We start from the raw sequence: 22,295 nt of genomic DNA on the forward strand, positions 1-22,295 counted from the left end.
CCATGACCTTAGTGTTAGTTTACAAAGCCCTGCACCTGTTTTTTATGGTTGCCTGGTTTGCCGGTATTTTCTATCTGCCTCGGCTGTTTGTGTACCATGCTCTGAACGAAGAAAAATCATGCAGCGCCATGTTAAAAGTCATGGAACGCCGTCTGCTGTTTTTCGTCACTCCTTTTGCAATTTTGACTGCGGTGTTCGGGGTGCTGGCCATAGTGGAATATGGTCGCGAATGGTTCCGCGCCAGCATGTGGCTGCACTATAAACTGGCGCTGGTCTTGGTGCTCTATGCCTACCACGGCTACTGCTTTAAATTACTGGCCGATTTCAAACATGATCGCAACACCCGCAGCGATCGTTTTTACCGCATTTTTAATGAATTCCCGGTACTTATCCTCGCGGCCATTATCTTTTTAGCGGTATTGAAACCAGTACTCTAAAAATACCGAAAAATTTGCTATAGTGCGCAGCCAAACGCGGTGGCGTTTAAATGCCAGGGGCGCACTTGCAAATTCGCCTCTTGGTAGAACACCGAATTATTTACTTTAACGTTTGGGACGACCTCCATGCTACGCTTTCAAGGTGAACACATTCTCTCTGTAAATCAACTCGATAGAGACAGTATCGAGCATATATTTGCAGTCGCAAAACGGATGGAACCTTATGCCAAAAAACAAAAACGCACTAAGGTGCTCGAAGGCGCCATTCTTGCCAACCTGTTTTTTGAACCCAGTACCCGTACTCGCGTGAGCTTCGGCACCGCATTCAATCTGCTTGGCGGTTTAGTGCGCGAAACAACCGGCATGCAGAGCTCGGCATTGGCCAAGGGCGAGTCTTTGTATGATACTGCCCGGGTTATTTCCGCCTATGCGGATGCGGTGGCCATGCGCCACCCGGATGCCGGCTCGGTCGCCGAGTTTGCTACCGGCTGTAGCGTCCCCGTTCTAAACGGTGGTGACGGTCCTAATGAGCACCCAACTCAAGCCCTGCTTGACCTTCTAACCATAGACCGCGAACTAAGCCGTTTTGGCCAAAAGGTCGATGGTATGCACATCGCCCTGGTGGGTGATTTAAAATACGGTCGCACCGTACACTCCTTATCTAAGCTACTGTGCCACTACAAAGATGTTCGCTTTACCATGGTGGCGCCGGATGGCCTGCAAATGCCGCAGAGCATTCTTGATACCGTGACCAATGCCGGTCACCAAATCGAACTGGTGGATAAAATGGAAGGCAATCTGGCCGCCGATATCGTTTACCAGACCCGTATTCAGGAAGAGCGTTTCCCCAGCCAGGAAGAAGCCAATAAATACCGCGGTGGTTTCCGCATCAGCCAGGCGATTTACAACGCCCACTGTAAGCCAAGCTCGGTATTGATGCACCCATTGCCGCGCGATAGCCGCAGCGATGCCAATGAGCTGGATAACGACCTAAATAGCAACGACAACCTGGCCATCTTCCGTCAGGTACAAAATGGCGTGCTGATCCGCATGGCCTTGTTTGCGCTAACCCTGGGCGTTGACAACCTGGTCGAGAAACATGAGACCACTGTGCCCTGGTTCAGCCGTAAACGTGAAGATTAATTTGCCAACCTAATAGGAAGCAACATGAGCAAAAGCCAAGATTTATTTACCCGCGCCCAAGCCTCGATCCCTGGTGGCGTGAACTCTCCAGTCCGTGCTTTCAACGGCGTTGGCGGTACCCCATTGTTTATCACCCATGCCGAAGGTGCCTACACCTTTGATGCCGACGGTAACAAATACATAGACTACGTGGGTTCTTGGGGACCTATGATTTTGGGTCATAACCACCCGAAAATTAAGCAGGCCGTGCACGAAGCGGTTGAGCGCGGCCTAAGCTACGGCGCGCCTACCGAAGCGGAAATCGATATGGCCGAAAAGGTCAAAGAACTGGTACCGTCTATCGACTCGGTACGCATGGTAAACTCGGGCACCGAAGCCACCATGAGCGCCATTCGTCTGGCTCGTGGGTACACGGGTCGCGACAAGATTTTAAAATTTGAAGGCTGTTACCACGGTCATGCCGACTCACTGCTGGTAAAAGCCGGCTCTGGCGCCCTGACTTTAGGTGTGCCTAACTCACCGGGTATTCCTGAAGACTTCGCCAAGCACACGCTGACCGTGTCTTTCAACAACCTGGATGAAGTAAAAGCGATTTTTGAAAAGTACCCAGAAGAGATCGCCTGTATCATCATCGAGCCGGTTGCCGGTAACATGAACTGTATTCCGCCGGTTGAGGGCTTCTTAGAAGGCCTACGTGCAATCTGTGATGAATATAAGAGCGTGTTGATCTTCGATGAGGTAATGACAGGTTTCCGCGTCGCCCTAGGTGGCGCCCAGGCTTATTACAATATCACTCCGGATCTAACCTGTTTAGGTAAGGTGATCGGCGGCGGTATGCCGGTGGGTGCCTTCGGTGGTAAGAAAGAAATCATGGATTACATTGCCCCGGTAGGCCCGGTTTATCAGGCCGGTACCCTGTCTGGCAACCCAATTGCTATGGCCGCAGGTCTAAAAGCCCTTGAACTTCTTAGCGAGCCAGGTTTACATGAAGAGCTGGAAGCGAAAAGCAAGGCCATCTGTGAAGGTTTCCAAGCCGCTGCAGACAAAGCCGGTATCCCACTTACTACCAACTATGCCGGTGGTATGTATGGCTTCTTCTTCACCGATGCCGACAAGGTAACCAGTTACCAGCAAGCCACCGAGTGCGACTTAGAGCGCTTTAAGCGTTTCTTCCACCTGATGCTTGAAGAAGGCGTATACCTTGCTCCTTCTGCGTTTGAGGCGGGCTTTGTGTGCCAGGCACACGATGACGAAGCCATCGCCCAAACCATAGCGGCGGCCGAGCGCGCCTTCGCTAAGTTATAAGCTGGCAATGAACACTGAAACCGCCGTCTTGGCGGTTTCAGACTCCAGCAAAGACTTTTGCTTTACCGCTTACCCCAGTACCCAGTCATTGGTTTGTAGCTCAAAAAACCTTACAGTCGCTTACAGATTAACAGCCCACCCGAGATTACCCATTACCACCTTGTGAGTGCAGCCATCCCATAATGACAGCGCCCGCACCTTGATGCCAAATCCAACATAATCCTGCGCTGCCCATTCACCACCGGTAAAAAATTAACTAAATTTTAACATTTGAAATTGCGTTTTGATAATCCATAGCTATGGTTTAAGTGCTGTACGAACGTGATCAAATTCAAGGGACTTTGTTATTCGCCTTGTTGGCGAAAAGCGCCTTTGCTTCGACCTAGTTTTTTATAAACAAATCACACGGAGAGTACTTATGACTACCCCCAACAAACGCCCTACGTTAGTTCCTGTTTCCCTGGCATCCGAAGTCAGCCAACTAGTCAAAGAATTACCCAATACCGTCTATCATAACGACACCCCCAGCTGCGTAAGTGCCATTGCGGAGTTTGCGCCTATGGGCGGTGTGCTCATCGCCTACCCTGGCACAGTGGCACCAAGCCAACCTCAGTTTCCGCCCTCTGGACCGCGCTCATTCGGTATTCCGAATGAGTTGATTGTCCGCATGCAGCAAAATGACACCTCAAACCCCGTCCATATTTTTGTGATGTGTGGCGATGTAAGCCAAAAAAAAATTATCGATCAAGATCTTAGCGAAACGGCGTCGGCACTGGGTTTAACCTATAACCCTGAGCACCTACATCTAGTTCCCTGGGATACAGATACCTTCTGGACACGGGATTTTGGACCTTGGTGGGTGCACAACAAGGACTCCGGTTATTACGGTATTGCCAAGCATACCTATACCACCTTAGGCGGCGGCGAAGTGGGGTTAGTTGAAGGTGCGGAGAATGTCTCACCTAAGGAAGGCCTTGGGATCTTTAGACCCAATGATGATTACGGCGCCGTCAAATTTTCAGATTTTCTCAACAATCCCATTCGTCAGTGGAATAAGGCCCGCTGGCATAAAGAAGAGCCAACCAAGTTGACGCCCATCAAGGTGCATAATTTCTATTATTCAGGCTTACTCGATGTGGGCGGTAACTACATGGTTGATGGAAAGGGCAACATAGCTTCCACCTATCTGGTAGCAACGCAAAATGAACTACCCACCCACAATGAGGGGGACCTCTATAGAAATGCGCCGGAGATCATAGAGAAGCGAATGCACTACATACTTGAGCAACTTAATCGATTTATGGGCATTAGCTCTTATCGCGTGCTCGATGACCCCACAGGCACCTACATCGGTCACATAGATTGTTGGGGTAAGTTTTTATCAGAGGATAAGGTACTGGTTGCCCAATCTGAAAATACCGAGATTAATGAAAAACTTAATGTCATTGCCGATAACTTCGCACAGGAGTATCAGGTCTATCGTGTACTTTGCCAAAACATGTATATTCCTAACGCCGACGAGCCTGCGACAACGGCTGCCTACACGAATAGCCTGATATTAAATAACTTTGTATATGTTCCTCTGTCTGGGCAGGGATACGAAAAATACGATGAAGCGGCCTTAACTGCCTATCGAGCTGCATTACCTGGCCATACGGTTGTTGGCATTGACAGTAAGCCTGAGTTTCCCTGGCTGGGTACCGATGCCATGCATTGTCGCACCCGAGGCGTACCCAGACAGGTGGTCGATAACTGGTTAGCCAGCCTTAAACCAACTCACCCTTAAACCTAACCCTTATAGATGAGGACACTAGTATGAATACCAGTCACACCCCGTATCGAGTTGGCGAATGGCTTCCGCAAGACCAGGAAACCTTAAATGATTGGCTGCGCCAGTTAGCCGCCAAGACCAAGCAGGCGGACTTGCCTTTACAGCCATGCATTCAAGCCTTTAAAGACTACATTGAAGGTGACGCCGGCGCCTTTATGCTCTTTACGCGCATGTTTAATGAACAACCTAAACGCCACAACACACCAATACATGGTGGCGACAGCGGCCCTGAGCCAGCGCCTATTGTCGAAAATTACCAGCAAATGCTGGCCATGTGTAACTACGTGCTCAGCATGCCTCCAGAATTTAACGAAACAGGTCTGGTGGGATTTCCAATCAACGCCATCCTTGATCGGGTGATGGCAACGGAAAGTGGCTACTGCGCCTTTCGGGATCCCACGGTGAACAAGCACTTCAAACGGATCCTCAATGACTGGGGCAACTTTTTAAAATCCAGTGAATCCGTGTCGGTCTTGAATGGCTCCCCCACGGGTTGGTTAAGCGATGCCGCCATGGCGAAAATGGCGGGTTCGCGAGAGGAATTTATTAAGACATTTGAGTGTGATCCAACGCTGCCCCACTATGGCTTTTCCTGTTGGGATGACTTCTTTACCCGTGTCTTTAAAGCGGATCAGCGCCCAGTCGCCGCGCCCGATGATAACAACGTCATCGCCAATGCCTGCGAGTCTGCACCTTACAAATGGGCAACCAATGTGCAGCTTCAAGATACATTTTGGATTAAAGGTCAGCCCTATTCCTTGCAACACATGCTCAATAACAATGCTGATTACTACCCGGAATTTGCCGGTGGTACCGTATACCAGGCATTTTTGAGTGCCACTCAATACCACCGTTGGAATAGCCCCGTCGATGGCGTCATTGAAATGGTGGAATTCGTAGATGGCAGCTATTACGCAGAGGCACCTGCAATAGGTGAAGATCCCGCGGGGCCCAATGAATCCCAGGGCTACATCACGGAGATGGCAACCCGGGCCATTATTTATATCAAGGCCGACAGCCCCGACATTGGCTTAATGGCCTTTATGGCCGTGGGTATGGCCGAAGTATCAACCTGTGACGTCACGGTGAAACCGCAGCAAGTCGTTAAAAAAGGTGACGAACTGGGCATGTTCCACTTTGGCGGTTCAACCCATTGCTTATTGTTTAGAAAAGGCGTCAATCTCAACTTTAACTTCCATGGTCAGGAACTCAATGAAGGGCAAAATTACCTGTTAACTTCGCCGATTCACGTCAAATCTGAAATTGCCACAGTGGTGCCTAATAAGCACTGAGTAAATCACAACAAAGGAAGGGCAACCTTCCTTTTCTCTTTAAGGATTGATTATGTGTACGAGTGTAATAGTGGCTGCAAATGCAACGACACACGGACAAAATATTGTCTCCCGAAACGAGGATTGCGAGCGTGATATCTGGAACAAGTATTTTGTTTATCGCCAGCAACCGGAATATGCCAATGAGAAAGTCATTGACGATGGCCTGTGGCACCTGGGTAACGGACTCAAAGTACCTAAACCAACACAGGCATTTAGCTATAGTGCGGCACCAGACTTTGACGCCAATAACGAAGCAAGCAACCTAATGCCAGCAAAGTTTCTCTATGAAGAGCGCGGCATCAATGAAAAAAATGTCGCCATGTCGGCCACCAACACCCTGGCCATGAATGACAAGGCGGCGCTGGCCGATCCCTTGCTTAAACAAGGTGGGATCACCGAAGCCGTTATTCCGACCTTAATTTTACCCCAGGCCGAGTCTGCCCGGCACGGAATTCAATTGCTGGGACAATATATTGAGCAATACGGCAGCGCAGAAGTAAATGGTGTCACCATCGCCGACGTCAATGAGATTTGGTATTTTGAAAATGGCTCCTGCCACCATTGGCTTGCCGTCAAAGTGCCGGCAGACAGCTATCTGGTTGTAGCCAATGCCATGCGCATTCATGATATCGACCTGGACTCTCCCGAGGTTCTGCACTCACCTGGGTTATACGAGTTTGTTTGCCAACACCAATTATTACCGGATGCGGATAAACATCATTTTAATTTTGCTAAGGCCTTCGGTGTAACCGGCCAGCCTTATAATGTCGATCGCATTTGGCTTGCTCAGCTTAAGCTCACCCCTTCGTTAGCTCAGCCACCCCGGCAGCAACAATATCCGCTCTTTCTCAAGCCCGACGCCTTGGTGTCTGTTCCCGACGTCATTAGCGTGTTAACGGCCACCTATGAGGGCACCGAGCTTGAGGGTAAAGCAAATCGCCCCATAGGTTATGACAAAACCGCTGAAAGCCATATCATTACTTTAGATAAGCAACAACCTCATGAGCTTCAGGGGGTGATCTGGCAAGCCGTTAGCACTCCACTGTGTGCCATGTATCTACCCTTCTTCGGGGCGGTTCAGTCTTTCCCCGCCAGCTATCATAGCGGGACAAATAACTTTGATGCGCACGGCGCCTACTGGGCATATCGCACCTTGTTCACCTTGGCTTATGCCCACCAACAAAGCGCTGTGTCAGGCATTGGCAATGAAATAAGGGCACAGGAAATTGCCCTCTATAATGAGCTGACTCAATTAATGCCAAACCTCGCGACCATGATGGCAAACTCGACGGCGCAGACAATTTCTTTTCTCAACCGCTATACCCTGGGCAACTGCGATTTGATGCTACAGTTTGCCCATCAAAGAAGGAATCAATTGATGAATGAGTTAGCGACCATAGCTCCTGCCACCGAGTAGCCGCACCGAGTCAGTACCCTAGGTAAGCCGAAGGTAAGCCGAAGGTAAGCCGAAGGTAAGCCGAAGGTAAGCCGAAGGTAAGCCGAAGGTAAGCCGAAGGTAAGCAACGCATAACACCCGTAAAAAAAACCGCCCATGGGCGGTTTTTTTTACATTCAGTGCGCGCCCTTAAGGACGCACACAGCTAGGTCTGGGGTTAAATTCGCTGGCCCGTATCGGCAGTTGAATCACCTTGCCACACCCTGGCGGTGCCTGCATACCGGTTTGCTCGTTAATAAAGGCCCAACGAATCCCCTCTGGACGTTCATCGGCAATAGACTGCGGATTTAGCTGGCGCAGATAACGAATATACATCTCCAAGGCGCCCACCGCACCGGTCAGGCCGGTACTTTGGTTATCATCGCGTCCCAACCAGGCCACGGTCACGGTATTTTGGTCAAAACCGCCATACCAACTATCACGCAGATTGTTACTGGTGCCGGTTTTACCCGCCAACTGTATGGTGGGGAAATGCTTATTCAAACGTTTACCCGTGCCGTCCTTGGTCACCCGCTTCATACCATATTTGGTCATATACATGGCATCCTTAGGGAAGCGCTGTTGCCACTGCGGCTTGTGCTGATACAGCAGCTTGCCGCCGTTGTCGGTCAAGGCCGAAATACTGGTTAAACGGGTATAGGCACCGTCGTTTGCCAAGGTGGTATAAAGTTGTGCCACCTCATAGCTGGACAGCTCCAAGGCCCCCAGCAGCAAGGAAGGAAACTGGTTGATATGACTTTCCACACCCAAACCTTCTAAGGTGTTGGCCACCTTGTCGACACCAATATCCAGGCCCAGATTCACCGCCGGAATATTAATACTGTTGCTAAAGGCCTTATACAGCGGCAAGGCACCGCGGAATTGGTGGTCGAAGTTATCCGGACGCCAAACTTTACCGCGCTCGTCGGTGATTTCCAGCGGTTCATCATGCAGCAAGGTACCGAGATTATAACGCGGCACCTGCAAGGCGCTCAGATACACGGCCGGCTTCACCAAGGAGCCAATATTACGCTTAGTATCCAGCACCCGGTTAAAGCCGGAATAACGCATATCACGACCGGCAACCAGAGCCGAGACCCCACCTACCTGACGATTCACCGAAAGCATGGCTGCTTCAAGTTGCTCGGTTTTCGGGCGCTTCTCTAAATAAGGCAAAGACTGAGCGATGGCCTCTTCCATGGCTTCCTGCTTTTGCAGGTCCAGGTAAGTAAAGACCCGCACTCCGGCATCCAGGGTTTCCTTGTCGGTGAGCAACTCCTTCAACTGGCGATTAACCAGCTCTAAATAACCCGGATAGGTTTTGTCTATATCCCGGCGCATAGGCGCAACATCCAGCGGACGATTAAGGGCATTACGATATTCGGTGGTGCTGATAAGGCCATCTTCCGCCATCAGCCTGAGTACCAGATCGCGACGTTCCATGGTGCGCTCTTCATAGCGGCGCGGGTTGTAATAAGATGGCCCTTTAACCAAGGCCACCAGCAGGGCTATTTGGTCAAACTCCAGCTCGTCGATGGGCTTAGAGAAATAAAACTCCGCCGCCAGACCCATACCATGTACACCCTTGGTATATGACTGTCCTAAATAAACCTCGTTTAAGTAAGCTTCAAGGATTTCGTCCTTGGTATAACGATAATCAAGAATAAGGGCTATCAAGGCCTCGTTGATTTTGCGCACCAGTGAGCGTTCACGAGTAAGGTAGAAATTTTTTGCCAGCTGTTGGGTCAGGGTGCTGCCACCTTGCACCGTGCGGCCGGCGCGAATATTGGCGTAAAGAGCACGCATAATGGACCATAAGGACACCCCATGGTGCTTATAGAAGTTGCGGTCTTCAACCACCAGTAAGGTGTCTTTTAGCAAGTCTGGGAATTTATCGAGCGGCACAAATTCGCGGTCCTGAGTTTCGTCATTACCGATACGGGCTATTTGCACCGGCTCCAAACGAGCACTCTCAAGACGTTGACCTATATTGTTTTTGACGCTGGCAACCTTGTTGCCGCTAAAGCGCAGCTCAATAATACGGGCCTCTTCATTGGCGTCGGCAAACTCGAAGGCACGACGATAAATACGCAAGCGGGTTTTGCTTTGCTCATATTGGCCGGTGTGATTGAGCTTGGTTACCTGGGTATAGTTAAGGCGCTTAAGCTCCCACTCCACCTCGTCCATGGACAGGTATTGCCCCGGGTAAAAAGTCATGGCGCGGGCATATACCTGAGCCGGCAACTGCCATTTATTGCCCTCGAACTGTCGCGTTACCTTGGCATCAAGGTAGATCATATACAGGGCCACGCTGATAACAGTGACCAGGGCGATTTTCCAGGCTACGGAAAATAACCGCTTACCCAGGCGCCTCATTTTTGACGGAGGTACGGCCTTAGGTTTTCTCTTCGGTTGTTTCTTTGTCGGTGTCTTTTTTGTCGCCATAGGATTGAAAATGCGTGGCTTGAATGAAAAATTGGTGGAAGCTTAACATACTCATGAACAAAATTAATTGCCCAAGAGTATGCCAAGACAGGGTGCAGGTTAAGGCTAACCAGGGCTAGCTTAACTGGTACTGACTTTTGTTAGCTTATCAAAATCAGAATATATCTGACTCAGAGGCAGGCAGAGCTGTGCGCTTGGCTGTCTGCTCAGTTAGATGGGCTTAGCGGGTTGATACCCATAGGGCATGAATAACCGCAGGCAAAAAGAATAGGAAGCACAGAATAATATTGATAATTAAGTGCTTACCGGCACCGGCCTTTAGAAATACGGCAACGGGCGGTAAAAAGATTGAAAGTATGATCAGTAGTAATTTATTGTCCATGATTGGAACCTTTTAAAGGGACTGAAAATGGAATTATAGTCATAAAAAACGGCGAGATAAACTCGCCGCTGTAAGTAATAACTAGCTGATTAACTTGAACGTACCGATACAAACTCGGGATAGGCATCGATACCGCAATCATGTTGATCCATGCCACTGAGCTCTTCTTCCTCACTCACGCGGATCCCCACCGTACTTTTTAAAATTCCCCATACCAGCGAGGATGCGACAAAGACAAAGCCAAAGATACATAAGATACCGATAAACTGAGTCGTGTAACTGGCCTCACTATTAGACAGAGGCACCAGCATCAGGCCAAGCGCTCCGCACACGCCGTGCACCGAAATAGCCCCCACGGGATCGTCGATATGCATCTTATCCAAAACCACAATACTGAAGACCACCACCATGCCACCTATGGCACCAAGCAAGAGCGCCAACAAGGGTGATGGCGACGCCGGATCCGCGGTGATCACCACCAAACCCGCCAGTGCACCATTGAGCACCATGGTCAAATCTGCCTTGCCCCAGTAGGTTTTACATACCAGTAGGGAAGCAATGGCACCGGCCGCCGCAGCAGCATTGGTGTTAAGCATGATTTTGCCCACCGCGGTAGCATTTTCCGCATCACTGATAAGCAGTTGCGAGCCACCGTTAAAACCAAACCAGCCCATCCATAGGATAAAGGTACCCAAGGTCGCAAGCGGCAGGTTAGAACCGGGAATCGGATAGATTTCACCATGCTTGCCATATTTGCCACGACGCGCCCCCAGCAGCAAGACCCCAGCCAAGGCTGCAGCGGCACCGGCGCCATGTACTATGCCCGAACCGGCAAAGTCGACAAAACCCATGGTCGACAGAAAACCGCCACCCCAGGTCCAGTAGCCCTCAATGGGATATAGCAGGCCGGTCATGACCACACAAAAGATCAAAAAAGCCCAGAGTTTCATGCGCTCGGCTACGGCGCCGGAGACAATGGACATGGCCGTAGCCACAAAAACCACTTGGAAGAAGAAATCAGACTCCAGCGCATGATCGGCGTCACTGGCCTGAGTGCCAATCAAGGAGCCAAAGCTGGGCACAAAACCGCCCTCGCTGTTACCCACATACATGATGTTGTAACCAACCAGCAAAAACATGGTACAGGCAATGGCATAAAGGGCGACGTTCTTGGTCAGGATCTCTGTGGTGTTCTTCGAACGCACCAAGCCGGCTTCCAGCATGGCAAAGCCCGCCGCCATCCACATAACCAGCACGCCGGAGATCAAAAAGTAAAAGGTGTTCAATGAGAATTGTAATTCAACTATGGTGTTTTCCATGACTGCGCCCCCTAAATCGCTTCTTCATCAAGCTCACCCGTTCGGATGCGCACGATTTGCTCAAGATCGAAAACAAATATCTTGCCGTCGCCTATTTTGCCGCTGTTGGCAACCCGGGTGATCAGCTCTACTACTCGCTCCACATTGTCGCTACGCGTGGCAATCTCGATTTTAATTTTGGGAATAAAGTCCACCCTATACTCGGCACCTCGGTAGAGTTCGGTATGCCCGCGCTGGCGGCCAAAGCCCTTAACATCCACTACCGTCATTCCCTCTATTCCCTGCTCTGCTAACGCTTCTCGCACTTCATCGAGCTTAAATGGCTTGATGATGGCACTGATCATTTTCATATGGCCCCCTCGTAGGCAATTCGGTTTATTATTCTTCCATCAGATAAAATCAATCTTTGTGCCAAAATATTTTCTCTTTAATTAACAAAAAGATAACTTTTGATGCGCACAAAAAACGCACCAACTTGGTGCGTTAAAAGGGGGTTTTTGCCAAAGCTGTGCAAGGCACAAGGCCACAGCCCGTTTACTATGAAGCAATGAGAATAAGCATGGCTGCTTTTCCTGCCTCAAACGCCGGCAGCAACACACCATAGGCTTGAGCGCCGCCAACCGCGAGTCAGCTTAACTAGTTAACTTTCAACGTAAACATACGCATTTTTAGACCATAATGGACACTTTGACTTTACCCTTCACCACAGTTAGGCTGCCGCTTTCCCCTGCCGTTAGAGAGCAAAGTTATGGCTAAAATCATCGTCTCCGGTGCCACCGGGCTGCTGGGCCGTGCCCTTTTTACGCACCTAACCCCCACTCATCAGGTAACAGGTTTGGGTTTTTCCCGCGCACAGGCACCCATAGTCAAAGTAGATCTGTTTGATAAAGAGGCCATCAGCACCCTGTTCGCAACGCATCAACCGGACTTTTTTATTCACAGCGCCGCCGAGCGCAATCCGGACAAGTTCGATAATGACCCCGAGCAGAGCATCCAATTTAACTGCGCGGTCACCGAGCATATTGCCAAGTGCTGTGAGCAGTTCAATTGCAAGCTGATTTTTATTAGCACCGATTATGTCTTCGATGGCTGCAACCCGCCCTATGCTGAGGACGCCGAGGTAAACCCGTTAAATCTTTACGGCCAATCCAAGGCGCGCAGCGAAGCCTTATTGCAAGCGCACTACCCGAGCGCGGCCATTATTCGCATTCCCGTGCTCTACGGTGAAGTTGGTTATCTCGGTGAGTCGGCGGTAACCGTCATTGCCGAGCAACTGCAAAACGGCGTCACCCACTTCGATAATGAATGTCAGCGCTTTCCCACCGACACCGCAGATATCGCCAATGCCTTGGCTGGCGCCATAACCACCTTGGGCTCTGAGCTAGAAGGGATCTATCACCTCAGTGCCCAGGAGCGCTTAACCAAGCTGGATATGGCCAAAGCCATGGCGCCGCTTTTGGACCTGGACGCAAACACCTTGAGCCCAGCCCCCGTAGCAGCCGCTAACAATGCCGCCACGCGCCCCTTGAATTGCGCCCTTAAAGACACGCGACTTGCCTTACATGGAATTGAAATAAACAACGATTTTGCTAAGCGCATCGCCGAGGTGCTAACGCCCCACTTATCGCAATAACTTGTAGTTTCCAATGCAAGCTCCTTTAATGGAGCGAAAAGAAAAACCAAAAGGTAAATCATGTTTGCAACCCATCTAAAAGCCGTGGCCCTGTCTTTGGCCGTGGTGATCGCCCCATCGGCGCTGGCCGAGGTAGACCAACATAATGCCGCGGCTCATGGTCGCCAAATCGATATCGACAGCAAGGTCATTACCGAGCATAAGGCCCGCATTAACGGCGAGCGCATTTCTTATAGTGCCGAAACCGGCACTCAGCCGGTATGGAATGACAACGGCGATGCAGTCGCCACCTTGCACTATACCTACTACAAGCGCGTCGGTGTGGATAACGATACCAAGCGCCCGCTGTTGATTTCATTTAACGGCGGCCCGGGCTCTGCCTCGGTCTGGATGCACCTGGCCTACACCGGCCCCAAGGTGCTAAAAATCGACGATGAAGGTTACCCGGTACAGCCTTATGGCGTAAAAGAGAACCCTTATTCGGTACTGGATGTGGCGGATATCCTTTATGTGAACCCGGTGAATACAGGTTATTCGCGCGTGCTGGCCGGTGCCGATGGCAAACTGCCTAGTCGCGATAAGCAAAAAGACATGTTCTTTGGCGTTAATGCCGATATTAAATACCTGGCCGAATGGTTAAATACCTTTGTCAGTCGCCACAATCGCTGGCGCTCACCTAAGTTTTTAATCGGTGAAAGCTATGGCACCACCCGCGTTGCCGGTCTGGCGCTGGCGCTGCAAAACAGTCAGTGGATGTACCTTAACGGCGTAGTCCTGGTTTCACCTACCGAGATTGGTATTAAGCGTGAAGGCCCGGTAGAAGCGGCCAACCGCCTGCCCTACTTTGCCGCTACCGCCTGGTATCACAAGGCGTTGGACGCCGAGCTGCAAGCCCTTGACCTGGATGAGCTATTGCCTCAGGTTGAAGACTTTACCGTCAACGAATTGATCCCCGCCATAGCTAAAGGCGGCTTTATCGGCGCCGAAGAAAAGCAGCGTATTGTCGCGCAAATGGCGCGCTATGCCGGTGTATCGCCGACTTACGTGGAAAACAACAACCTGGATATTCCCACCTCGTCGTTCTGGAAAGAGTTGCTGCGCAGCCAGGGTAAAACAGTGGGCCGTCTGGACTCACGCTACCTGGGCATAGACAAGCGCAACGCCGGCGACCGCCCGGACTACTGGGCCGAGCTAACCTCTTGGTTGCATTCCTTTACCCCGGCCATCAACTACTATCTGCGTGAAGAGCTAAATTATAAAACCGACGTTAAATACAATATGTTTGGCTCGGTTCACCCTTGGGATCGCAGCAACAACAACACAGGTGAAAACCTGCGTTTGGCCATGGCGCAAAACCCTTATCTGAATGTGCTGGTTCAAGCCGGTTATTTCGACGGTGCCACCAACTATTTCGATGCCAAATACACCATGTGGCAACTGGATCCAAGCGGCAAGATGAAAGAGCGCCTGAGCTTTAAAGGCTACCGCAGCGGCCATATGATGTATCTGCGTCGCGCCGACTTAGAAAGCTCCAACAACGACCTGCGCGACTTTATTATCAATGCCTTACCGGCAGAAGGGGAAGCGGCCAAGTACTAAGCATTTAGGAGCTGCTAAACCGCAACTGCGCCGCGCTTTTTAGTGCGGCGTTTTTTATGCCTTATGGGCGCCTACCGCTAGGTTTTTTCTTTTTAAATAAAAGGATTTATACTCAAGCCTAAGTGTGACCGAGTCGCCAACAGCACTGCCAATGATGGCCATGGGATAGATGAGTGAACAATATCGCCATTCGTTATTAATCATTATACTGGTACTGATCACTGTGTTTCTAGCCATACCAGGTGTGAGCTATTCCTTATCTCAAACTTTAATATAAGAGCCCTATGCAATTTGACGAGCAACGTGTTGACATTCGAAAGCGAATGCGAAATTTACGCAAAAAGCTTACTCCAGAAGAACAAAAAAGTGCCGCGAACGCGCTGAAAATTAATATTTCTCAAGTCATAAAAGACCCTAAAAGCGCTCGAGTAGGCACCTATTTAAGCAATGATGGTGAACCCAATCTAGCCCCCGTATTTCAATGGCTATGGCAAAATAAAGCGACCCCATTTCTACCCATTCTCCACCCCTTTACCGGGGTGCATTTGCTCTTTCAGAGATATGAAGAAAATTCACCCATGAGCACTAACCGCTATGGTATCTTGGAGCCCGAGTTGAATTGCAGTCATGTAAGCCCCGTTGCGGCGTTGGATTTTATCCTAACCCCCTTGGTGGCTTTTGATAGCCAGGGTAATCGCTTAGGCATGGGTGGCGGATATTACGACCGCACCTTTGCCCAGATACCACCGGATGCGCCCCATCGCCCCAAATTAATCGGCGTGGCGCACCAATGTCAGCACCTAGATACGCTGCCGGTGGCCAGTTGGGATGTGCCATTAGATTACATTGTCACCCCAGAGCGAATTTATTGCCCTCACGGGTAGTGGTACAATAGTCCGCAACCTTAGCTATTAACTCATTTGCGAGCACAACATGACTCAAGACGAAATGAAAAAGGCGGCCGCCTGGGCCGCACTCGATTATGTACAGAAAGACACCATTGTTGGTGTGGGCACCGGTTCAACGGTTAATCACTTTATTGATGCCCTGGCAACAATGAAAGACGATATCCGCGGTGCGGTATCTAGTTCGCAAGCTTCGACCGAACGCCTAAAGGCTCTGGGTATCGAAGTATTTGAATTAAATGATGTTGATAGCCTGGACATTTATGTTGATGGTGCCGATGAAATCAATGGCGCTAACGAAATGATCAAGGGCGGTGGCGCCGCGTTAACCCGCGAAAAAATTGTAGCCGCCGTGGCTAAAGAATTTATTTGTATCGTCGATAGCAGCAAATTGGTCGACACTCTGGGCGATTTTCCACTGCCCGTCGAAGTGATCCCCATGGCCCGCAGCTATGTGGCCCGCGAAATTGTAAAACTTGGCGGTGACCCTGTTTATCGACAAGGCGTAGTGACAGATAACGGCAATGTAATTTTAGATGTGCACAACCTGCAGATCACAGATGCCAAGTCACTGGAACAAACTTTAAATCAGGTTGTTGGTGTGGTTACCAACGGCCTATTCGCTCACCGCGGCGCCGACACAGTGATCATCGGCACGCCGGAGGGCCCAACTACACGTTAGAGGAATGAGGAACATGAGTAAGGTATCGTTAGCAAAAGATAAAATTAAGATTCTCTTGCTGGAAGGTGTACACCAAAGCGCAATTGAAACACTCAAGCGCAACGGCTACAGCAATATCGACTATGTCAAAACATCGTTACCTGAAAATGAGCTCATCGAGCGTATCAGCGATGCCCACATTGTGGGTATTCGCTCACGCACGCAAATCACCGAAGCGGTACTGGACGCGGCACAAAAGCTGATTGCCGTGGGCTGCTTCTGCATCGGCACCAACCAAGTGGATTTAAGCGCTGCCAAACAACGCGGTATCGCTGTATTTAACGCGCCTTTTTCCAACACCCGCTCGGTTGCCGAACTGGTATTGGGTGAAATCCTGCTGTTATTACGCGGCATTCCTTTACGCAACGCCATGGCTCACCGCGGTCAGTGGTTAAAAACCGCGGAAGGCTCATTCGAAGCCCGTGGTAAAACCTTAGGTATTATAGGTTATGGCCATATCGGTACCCAGCTTGGCATCATGGCCGAAAACATAGGTATGACGGTGCAGTACTATGATATCGAAGACAAGCTATCTTTGGGTAATGCCCAGCAGATCCAAAACCTGACCCAGCTATTGCAAAGCTCGGATGTGGTAAGCCTGCACGTACCGGAAACACCGCAAACAAAAAACCTCATCGGCACCGCCGAGCTGGCAGTGATGAAAAAAGGCAGCATACTGATTAACGCCTCGCGCGGCACGGTCGTGGATATCGATGCCCTGGCCGAAGCTCTGGAAGATAAAAGTCTCTCTGGCGCCGCCATCGATGTATTCCCGGTGGAGCCAAAATCAAATGACGAAGAGTTTATCTCGCCGCTACGCCAATTCGATAATGTGATTTTGACTCCGCATGTGGGTGGCTCAACTCAGGAAGCGCAGGAAAGCATTGGCGTTGAGGTAGCTGGCAAGCTGGCCAAGTACTCGGATAACGGTTCAAGCATGACGGCTGTCAACTTCCCTGAGGTAGCCCTGCCGGAGCTGGCTAACCGCAGCCGTCTGCTACATATTCACCAAAACCGCCCGGGTGTGCTAACGCAGATTAACCAAGCCTTTGCCCAGCACGGTATCAACATCGCCGCTCAGTACCTGCAAACGGACGAAAGCATAGGCTATGTAGTTATCGATGTAGACAGCGACCACTCGGAGGTGGCGCTAAAAGAACTGAGTGCCGTAGACGGCACCATTCGCGCCCGTATCTTGCACTAAGCTATCAACAGCAGTGCTCGTATATGAAAAAGCACAGCCTAGGCTGTGCTTTTTTGTGCCTGTAGATTTATTAATTAGTCCAAGTCGGCGGCGCTGTGGCGCTCGCGCAATTGCTCATCTTCGTCGCCCCAAGTGCGATTAACGCGTCGACCGCGCTGTACCGCAGGGCGTTGTTCAATTTTCTTCGCCCAGGCAAGTAAATGACGATATTCATGCACGGATAAAAACTCGGCAGCATCGTACGCCTTGCCCAGCACCAGAGCACCATACCAGGGCCAGATCGCCATGTCGGCAATGGAGTATTCATCCCCGGCCATGTATTCGTTTTGTGCCAAGTGCTTATCTAGCACATCCAACTGGCGCTTGGTTTCCATGGCGAAACGGTTAATGGGGTACTCCATGGGCTCCGGCGCATAAGCATAGAAGTGACCAAAACCACCTCCCACGTAGGGGGCACTGCCCATTTGCCAAAACAACCAGTTCATACACTCGGTTTTAGCCTGCGCATCCTTGGGAATAAATGAAGAAAACTTCTCTGCCAAATACAGCAAAATAGAGCCCGATTCAAAGACCCGAGTCGCCGGTGAGGTGCTGGTGTCTAACAAGGCGGGGATTTTTGAATTAGGGTTGATGGCGACAAAATCAGAGCCAAACTGCGAGCCTTCACTAATTTCAATCAGAAATGCATCATACTCTGCATCGCTGAACCCCTTGGCCAGCAGCTCTTCAAACATAATAGTTACTTTTTGGCCGTTGGGAGTGGCCAATGAATAAAGCTGAAACGGATGTTGCCCGCGCGGCAAATGCTGTTCAAAGGTTGCGCCGGATGTTGGTTTATTCAGACTGGCCCATTTGCCGCCATTTTCACTATCAAACTGCCAGACCTTAGGCGGAGTATAGGGGGTTGTGCTCATGAATGCTCCTTTGCATAATTTTGCGCCACTGAGTTACTAGACCTATGGTCGAAATAAAATATTACAAGGGATAACGCTCTAAAGGTAAGTCAAAGCCAATGCATAGCAATAAGTTAGCTGGTGTGTTAAAAATAAGTTAAACAAGGAAAGACCCATTTGGTCGAGAGTAATTTGTTAGTAACTATGAAATGGACAGAGCCAAAAGAGATTGCCGCCGCGCGCGCAAAATTACAAAACCAAGCGGAGTACCACCCACTATTGATCACCATATCGGCCATTGGGTACGCTCTAATTCCATTGATTCTAATACCTCTCTCAGCTTTATTAACAAACAAAGCGGTGATGTGGGACTTCACACTGCTGGCCATGCTGTTCTGTATGGTCGCAGGCCCAGCAGCTGAGCTAATCTCTAAATGGAATCGAATAGAAATACTTACCATTTCTTTGAGTGAAACGTCCGTCATCATTACTGGCACAAAATATTCTCGTACAGAGGATTATAAAGATTTAATGGGATGGTCACTGACAGATATACCGAATGCTGCAGTTCCCGATGGAAAGTTAATCATATTTGGCGACCCTCAGGGTTTTAACTTATCCATAGGTGTTCCCAAAAACATTTCACTCCATGATATTCGAAAATATCTCTCCGAAAAATTAACAGAGCTTGAAGCCCGTGAGATTCCAAAACAGAAATATCTAGGTTGACGCCAACAAAACAGCTACGAAAGAAAATACAAGCACTGGCTAACTGTCATTACAGCCAAGTAATAACCCTAATGAGGTAAAAGTGGATCTATTCGATATATTTCAGCAGTACCGTCTTGAGCAAACGAAAACCGAAGCAGCCGAGCGAACTAGGCAGGTTGACCGCAAAGCTACAGATAATCAATACGACATCGTTGAGCTGCAAAGCAAAGTCGACCACCTTTCTCTGGTTTGCATGGCCATGAGTGAGCTCCTCGAAGAGGTTGGCTTTAACCGAGAACTGCTCCTTTCGAAAATGAAAGAAATTGATCTACGGGATGGTACATTGGATGGTAAATTTGCCCCTGCAAATGTATGCGGTAGTTGCGCACGGGTTGTCTCGGCTAGACACTATACTTGCCTTTATTGCGGCACTAAAATTGATAAAACAAGTGCGTTTTAGGGTGGGATACAAGGCAAGGTGTACAGAAAGCTGCGCCCCTAACTAAAGCTTAGGCGCTGTACCCCATATACATAAAAACGGGCTGAGAATGCACAAAAAAGCCGGATTAATATCCGGCTTTTCCTAAACAAACCCTAAAGGGTTATTTACCCGAGGCCTTTAAATTAAAATACTTGGCCAACTCTTCTGGGTGACCCATCAAGGTCATCATCTGCTCATTAACCTGGGCCACGGTCGTGCCCTCGGGTAAAGACACGGAAACCTTAAACTGCTCTGTGCCTTCGATAAAGCCCAATGCCGCATCACGCAAAGTTTGCGGCGCTGGTGACATGCTTAGATGCTGCTGCGCCTGTTGCTGAAACTGCTCGTAGGTCAGGCCCTGCTCGGCAATCACCCTTTGTATCAGGTCCTTAAGTTTGCCGTTATTGTCCAGCTTAAAGCTAAAGCTTTTCGGCACCAACTCGGTCATGGCCGTCATCAGCTGGCTTTGTAGCGCCAGTTGCTGTTGCAAATTACCCTGCCCGTTTTGTTCTAGCTCTTCAAATTGCTGGCGCAGAGCCATCAGCGACTGAGAGTTGGTCATGGCAAAGCTGAACTCAACATCGGCGAGCTTGCCGGCATTGATCACGGTCTTAGTGTCGGCATCACCGTTATCGGCGCTGTAATTAAATTCGCTGACCACATTGATACGCTCGCCGTCGAGCTCCTGCATCTCCACCACCACAGGACCCATAAAGGTCATGTTATTTATGGCCATGCGAGTATTATCGCTCGCCTGCATCGGATTGAAACCCGCTAACTCTATGCTGTCGATATCAGCAAATTGCACACCATCAGGCCCTTTAACCGCGACCCTATTAAGCTCCAGGCTTTGGTTGAAGAGGTTGCTACTTATTTCCTTATAGCGCACATCCAGGCCGGTTTGGGCCTGTAGCTGCAATAAGTAGTCGTCGACGTCTTTGCGGGCTTCTTTACTGACATAATAATTAGCGTAGCTATAACCGCCAAATGCCATGGCCCCGAGGGCGGCAACAATAAGTAGTCTCTTCATACTAAGTTCCTTTGGAGCTGTCCACGCTCCGAGTTAAATTAAGGGCACAACCCTAAAATAATGCTTCGAGAGCCTCGCTGAGGCTGGCAACCGCCTGCACCTGCATGCCCTCTATCGGCTCTTTCGGTTTATTATCTACCGGCACTATGGCCCGTTTAAAGCCGTGTTTGGCGGCCTCGCGTAAACGCTCCTGACCGCTGGGTACGGGACGAATTTCACCGCCTAGACCGACCTCGCCAAACACCACCAATTCGCGCTCCAAGCTGTAGTTCTTAAAGCTGGAAACCAGGGCCACAATTAATGCTAAATCGGCACTGGTTTCTGATACCTTAACGCCGCCAACCACATTGACGAAAACGTCTTGATCCGCCACCTGCAGGCCACCATGGCGGTGCAGCACAGCCAAGAGCATGGCCAAACGGTTTTGCTCTAAGCCCACGGTCACGCGACGGGGGTTAGCCAACTGAGAATAGTCCACCAGCGCCTGCACTTCCACCAACAGCGGACGCGTCCCTTCCCAGATCACCATGACCAAGGAGCCCGGCGTCTGCTCCTGGGAGCGATTTAAAAAAATAGCGGAGGGGTTTTTAACCTCACGCAGCCCCTGACCCGTCATGGCAAACACACCCAGCTCATTGACCGCACCAAAACGGTTTTTATTGCCACGCAGGGTACGAAAACGGCTGTCGCTGCTGCCCTCGAGCAAGATAGAACAATCGATACAGTGCTCGAGCACCTTAGGACCGGCCAGAGAACCGTCTTTGGTCACATGACCCACCATAAGTATGGCAATCTGGTTTTGTTTGGCAAAACGGGTGAGGTAAGCGGCGCTTTCACGTACCTGAGAAACACTGCCTGGGGCCGATTGAATATCGGCCATATGCATCACCTGAATGGAGTCGATAACCATGATGCTGGGTTTTTCACGCAGCGCCAGCTGGCAAATGGTTTCCACATTGGTTTCCGCCAGGGTTTGCATCTTATCGGTAGGCAGGCCCAAACGTTTGGCGCGCATGGCCACCTGCTGCAGCGACTCCTCGCCGGTGACATACAAGGTTTTCATGTTCTCGGCCAGGCCACACATGGTTTGCAGCAAGATGGTACTTTTACCGGCACCCGGCTCACCACCGATCAAAATGGCGCTACCCGGCACCACGCCGCCGCCGAGCACCCTATCAAACTCGATAAAGCCGGTGGAAAAGCGCGGCAGGCTTTCTAAGTTAACTTCGTCTAGGGTTTGAATTTTGGCTTCTACCTGGCCGGCATAGCCGCTGGTAGCGCTGCTGCGGCCGGTGTTTTTAACCGAGGGCACGCGAAATTCGGTCACCGTGTTCCAGGCCTTACATTCACTGCACTGGCCTTGCCAGCGCGCGAACTCGGCACCACACTCGTTACATACAAAGGCTGTTTTCTTTTTTACCATAGTGAGGGCATAACTTTTACTTGGGTTGTGTTTAAACCTTGCGCTTAAACTTGCGTAATTAAAG

At 50.2% G+C, this 22,295-nt stretch carries 20 protein-coding genes; 13 read left to right on the top strand and 7 right to left on the bottom strand.

Going from position 1 to position 22,295, the window contains the following annotated elements; translation table 11 throughout:
- The first annotated feature begins 2 nt into the window (after window positions 1-2).
- From C2M35_RS02365 to C2M35_RS02390, 6 genes are all read left to right on the top strand, one after another.
- The gene (locus C2M35_RS02365) at window positions 3-437 is read left to right on the top strand and encodes a CopD family protein (protein WP_105199684.1); all 435 of its coding nucleotides are present in this window, start codon (window positions 3-5) and stop codon (window positions 435-437) included.
- Between the two features lie 126 nt (window positions 438-563).
- A complete protein-coding gene (locus C2M35_RS02370) occupies window positions 564-1,580 on the top strand; it encodes an aspartate carbamoyltransferase (protein WP_105199683.1) in 1,017 nt (338 codons plus the stop codon).
- 24 nt (window positions 1,581-1,604) lie between these two features.
- Window positions 1,605-2,885 carry a glutamate-1-semialdehyde 2,1-aminomutase gene (gene hemL, locus C2M35_RS02375; protein WP_105264517.1) on the top strand — a complete coding sequence of 427 codons (1,281 nt, stop codon included), beginning with the start codon at window positions 1,605-1,607 and terminating at the stop codon, window positions 2,883-2,885.
- Window positions 2,886-3,303: 418 nt separating this feature from the next.
- Window positions 3,304-4,671, top strand: coding sequence for an agmatine deiminase family protein (locus C2M35_RS02380; RefSeq protein WP_105264518.1), 1,368 nt, complete (start codon window positions 3,304-3,306; stop codon window positions 4,669-4,671).
- Window positions 4,672-4,700: 29 nt separating this feature from the next.
- Window positions 4,701-6,008: a phosphatidylserine decarboxylase family protein gene (locus tag C2M35_RS02385; RefSeq protein ID WP_105257767.1), complete on the top strand. Its 1,308-nt coding sequence runs from the start codon at window positions 4,701-4,703 to the stop codon at window positions 6,006-6,008.
- Window positions 6,009-6,060: 52 nt separating this feature from the next.
- A complete protein-coding gene (locus C2M35_RS02390; RefSeq protein ID WP_105264519.1) occupies window positions 6,061-7,467 on the top strand; it encodes a C69 family dipeptidase in 1,407 nt (468 codons plus the stop codon).
- Between the two features lie 168 nt (window positions 7,468-7,635).
- On the opposite strand, the gene mrcB is transcribed toward C2M35_RS02390, so the two are convergent.
- The 4 genes from mrcB to C2M35_RS02410 all read right to left on the bottom strand — a co-directional run bounded on the left by mrcB (window position 7,636) and on the right by C2M35_RS02410 (window position 11,981).
- Window positions 7,636-9,930 (bottom strand): penicillin-binding protein 1B, encoded by a 2,295-nt coding sequence (gene mrcB, locus C2M35_RS02395; protein ID WP_105264520.1) that lies wholly within the window; start codon window positions 9,928-9,930, stop codon window positions 7,636-7,638.
- Between the two features lie 220 nt (window positions 9,931-10,150).
- On the bottom strand, window positions 10,151-10,312 hold the full coding sequence (locus C2M35_RS02400) for a YqaE/Pmp3 family membrane protein (RefSeq protein ID WP_105199678.1): 162 nt from the start codon (window positions 10,310-10,312) through the stop codon (window positions 10,151-10,153).
- 89 nt (window positions 10,313-10,401) lie between these two features.
- Window positions 10,402-11,631 (bottom strand): ammonium transporter, encoded by a 1,230-nt coding sequence (locus tag C2M35_RS02405; protein WP_105264521.1) that lies wholly within the window; start codon window positions 11,629-11,631, stop codon window positions 10,402-10,404.
- A gap of 11 nt (window positions 11,632-11,642) precedes the next feature.
- Complete coding sequence (locus C2M35_RS02410; protein ID WP_105257771.1) at window positions 11,643-11,981, bottom strand: P-II family nitrogen regulator; 339 nt, start codon at window positions 11,979-11,981, stop codon at window positions 11,643-11,645.
- Window positions 11,982-12,379: 398 nt separating this feature from the next.
- On the opposite strand from C2M35_RS02410, the gene C2M35_RS02415 reads away from it, so the two are divergent.
- The 5 genes from C2M35_RS02415 (at window position 12,380) to serA (ending at window position 17,693) form a co-directional block, all read left to right on the top strand.
- On the top strand, window positions 12,380-13,264 hold the full coding sequence (locus C2M35_RS02415; RefSeq protein ID WP_105264522.1) for a dTDP-4-dehydrorhamnose reductase family protein: 885 nt from the start codon (window positions 12,380-12,382) through the stop codon (window positions 13,262-13,264).
- 60 nt (window positions 13,265-13,324) lie between these two features.
- On the top strand, window positions 13,325-14,863 hold the full coding sequence (locus C2M35_RS02420) for a S10 family peptidase (protein ID WP_105264523.1): 1,539 nt from the start codon (window positions 13,325-13,327) through the stop codon (window positions 14,861-14,863).
- 284 nt (window positions 14,864-15,147) lie between these two features.
- Window positions 15,148-15,747 carry a 5-formyltetrahydrofolate cyclo-ligase gene (locus C2M35_RS02425; protein ID WP_105213219.1) on the top strand — a complete coding sequence of 200 codons (600 nt, stop codon included), beginning with the start codon at window positions 15,148-15,150 and terminating at the stop codon, window positions 15,745-15,747.
- A gap of 49 nt (window positions 15,748-15,796) precedes the next feature.
- Window positions 15,797-16,450: a ribose-5-phosphate isomerase RpiA gene (gene rpiA, locus C2M35_RS02430; RefSeq protein ID WP_105264524.1), complete on the top strand. Its 654-nt coding sequence runs from the start codon at window positions 15,797-15,799 to the stop codon at window positions 16,448-16,450.
- A 13-nt stretch (window positions 16,451-16,463) separates the two neighbouring features.
- Entirely contained in the window at window positions 16,464-17,693 is a 1,230-nt protein-coding gene (gene serA, locus C2M35_RS02435; RefSeq protein WP_105199670.1) for a phosphoglycerate dehydrogenase, read from the top strand.
- A gap of 74 nt (window positions 17,694-17,767) precedes the next feature.
- On the opposite strand, the gene yghU is transcribed toward serA, so the two are convergent.
- Entirely contained in the window at window positions 17,768-18,607 is an 840-nt protein-coding gene (gene yghU, locus C2M35_RS02440) for a glutathione-dependent disulfide-bond oxidoreductase (protein WP_105264525.1), read from the bottom strand.
- A 183-nt stretch (window positions 18,608-18,790) separates the two neighbouring features.
- Between yghU and C2M35_RS02445 the strand changes: the two genes are divergently transcribed.
- Both C2M35_RS02445 and C2M35_RS02450 read left to right on the top strand, forming a co-directional pair.
- Complete coding sequence (locus C2M35_RS02445; protein ID WP_158677895.1) at window positions 18,791-19,315, top strand: hypothetical protein; 525 nt, start codon at window positions 18,791-18,793, stop codon at window positions 19,313-19,315.
- Between the two features lie 82 nt (window positions 19,316-19,397).
- Window positions 19,398-19,757, top strand: a complete 360-nt coding sequence (locus C2M35_RS02450) for a hypothetical protein (RefSeq protein WP_105255694.1) — start codon at window positions 19,398-19,400, stop codon at window positions 19,755-19,757.
- Window positions 19,758-19,899: 142 nt separating this feature from the next.
- Here C2M35_RS02450 and C2M35_RS02455 read toward each other — a convergent pair whose 3' ends face one another.
- Together C2M35_RS02455 and radA are read right to left on the bottom strand one after the other, a co-directional pair.
- Window positions 19,900-20,808: a hypothetical protein gene (locus C2M35_RS02455; protein WP_105199667.1), complete on the bottom strand. Its 909-nt coding sequence runs from the start codon at window positions 20,806-20,808 to the stop codon at window positions 19,900-19,902.
- Between the two features lie 52 nt (window positions 20,809-20,860).
- Window positions 20,861-22,231 (bottom strand): DNA repair protein RadA, encoded by a 1,371-nt coding sequence (radA, locus tag C2M35_RS02460; protein WP_105199666.1) that lies wholly within the window; start codon window positions 22,229-22,231, stop codon window positions 20,861-20,863.
- Window positions 22,232-22,295 lie beyond the last annotated feature (64 nt).

The sequence above is a fragment of the Pseudoalteromonas sp. T1lg76 genome, assembly GCF_002964725.1.
Classification (GTDB): Bacteria; Pseudomonadota; Gammaproteobacteria; order Enterobacterales; family Alteromonadaceae; genus Pseudoalteromonas.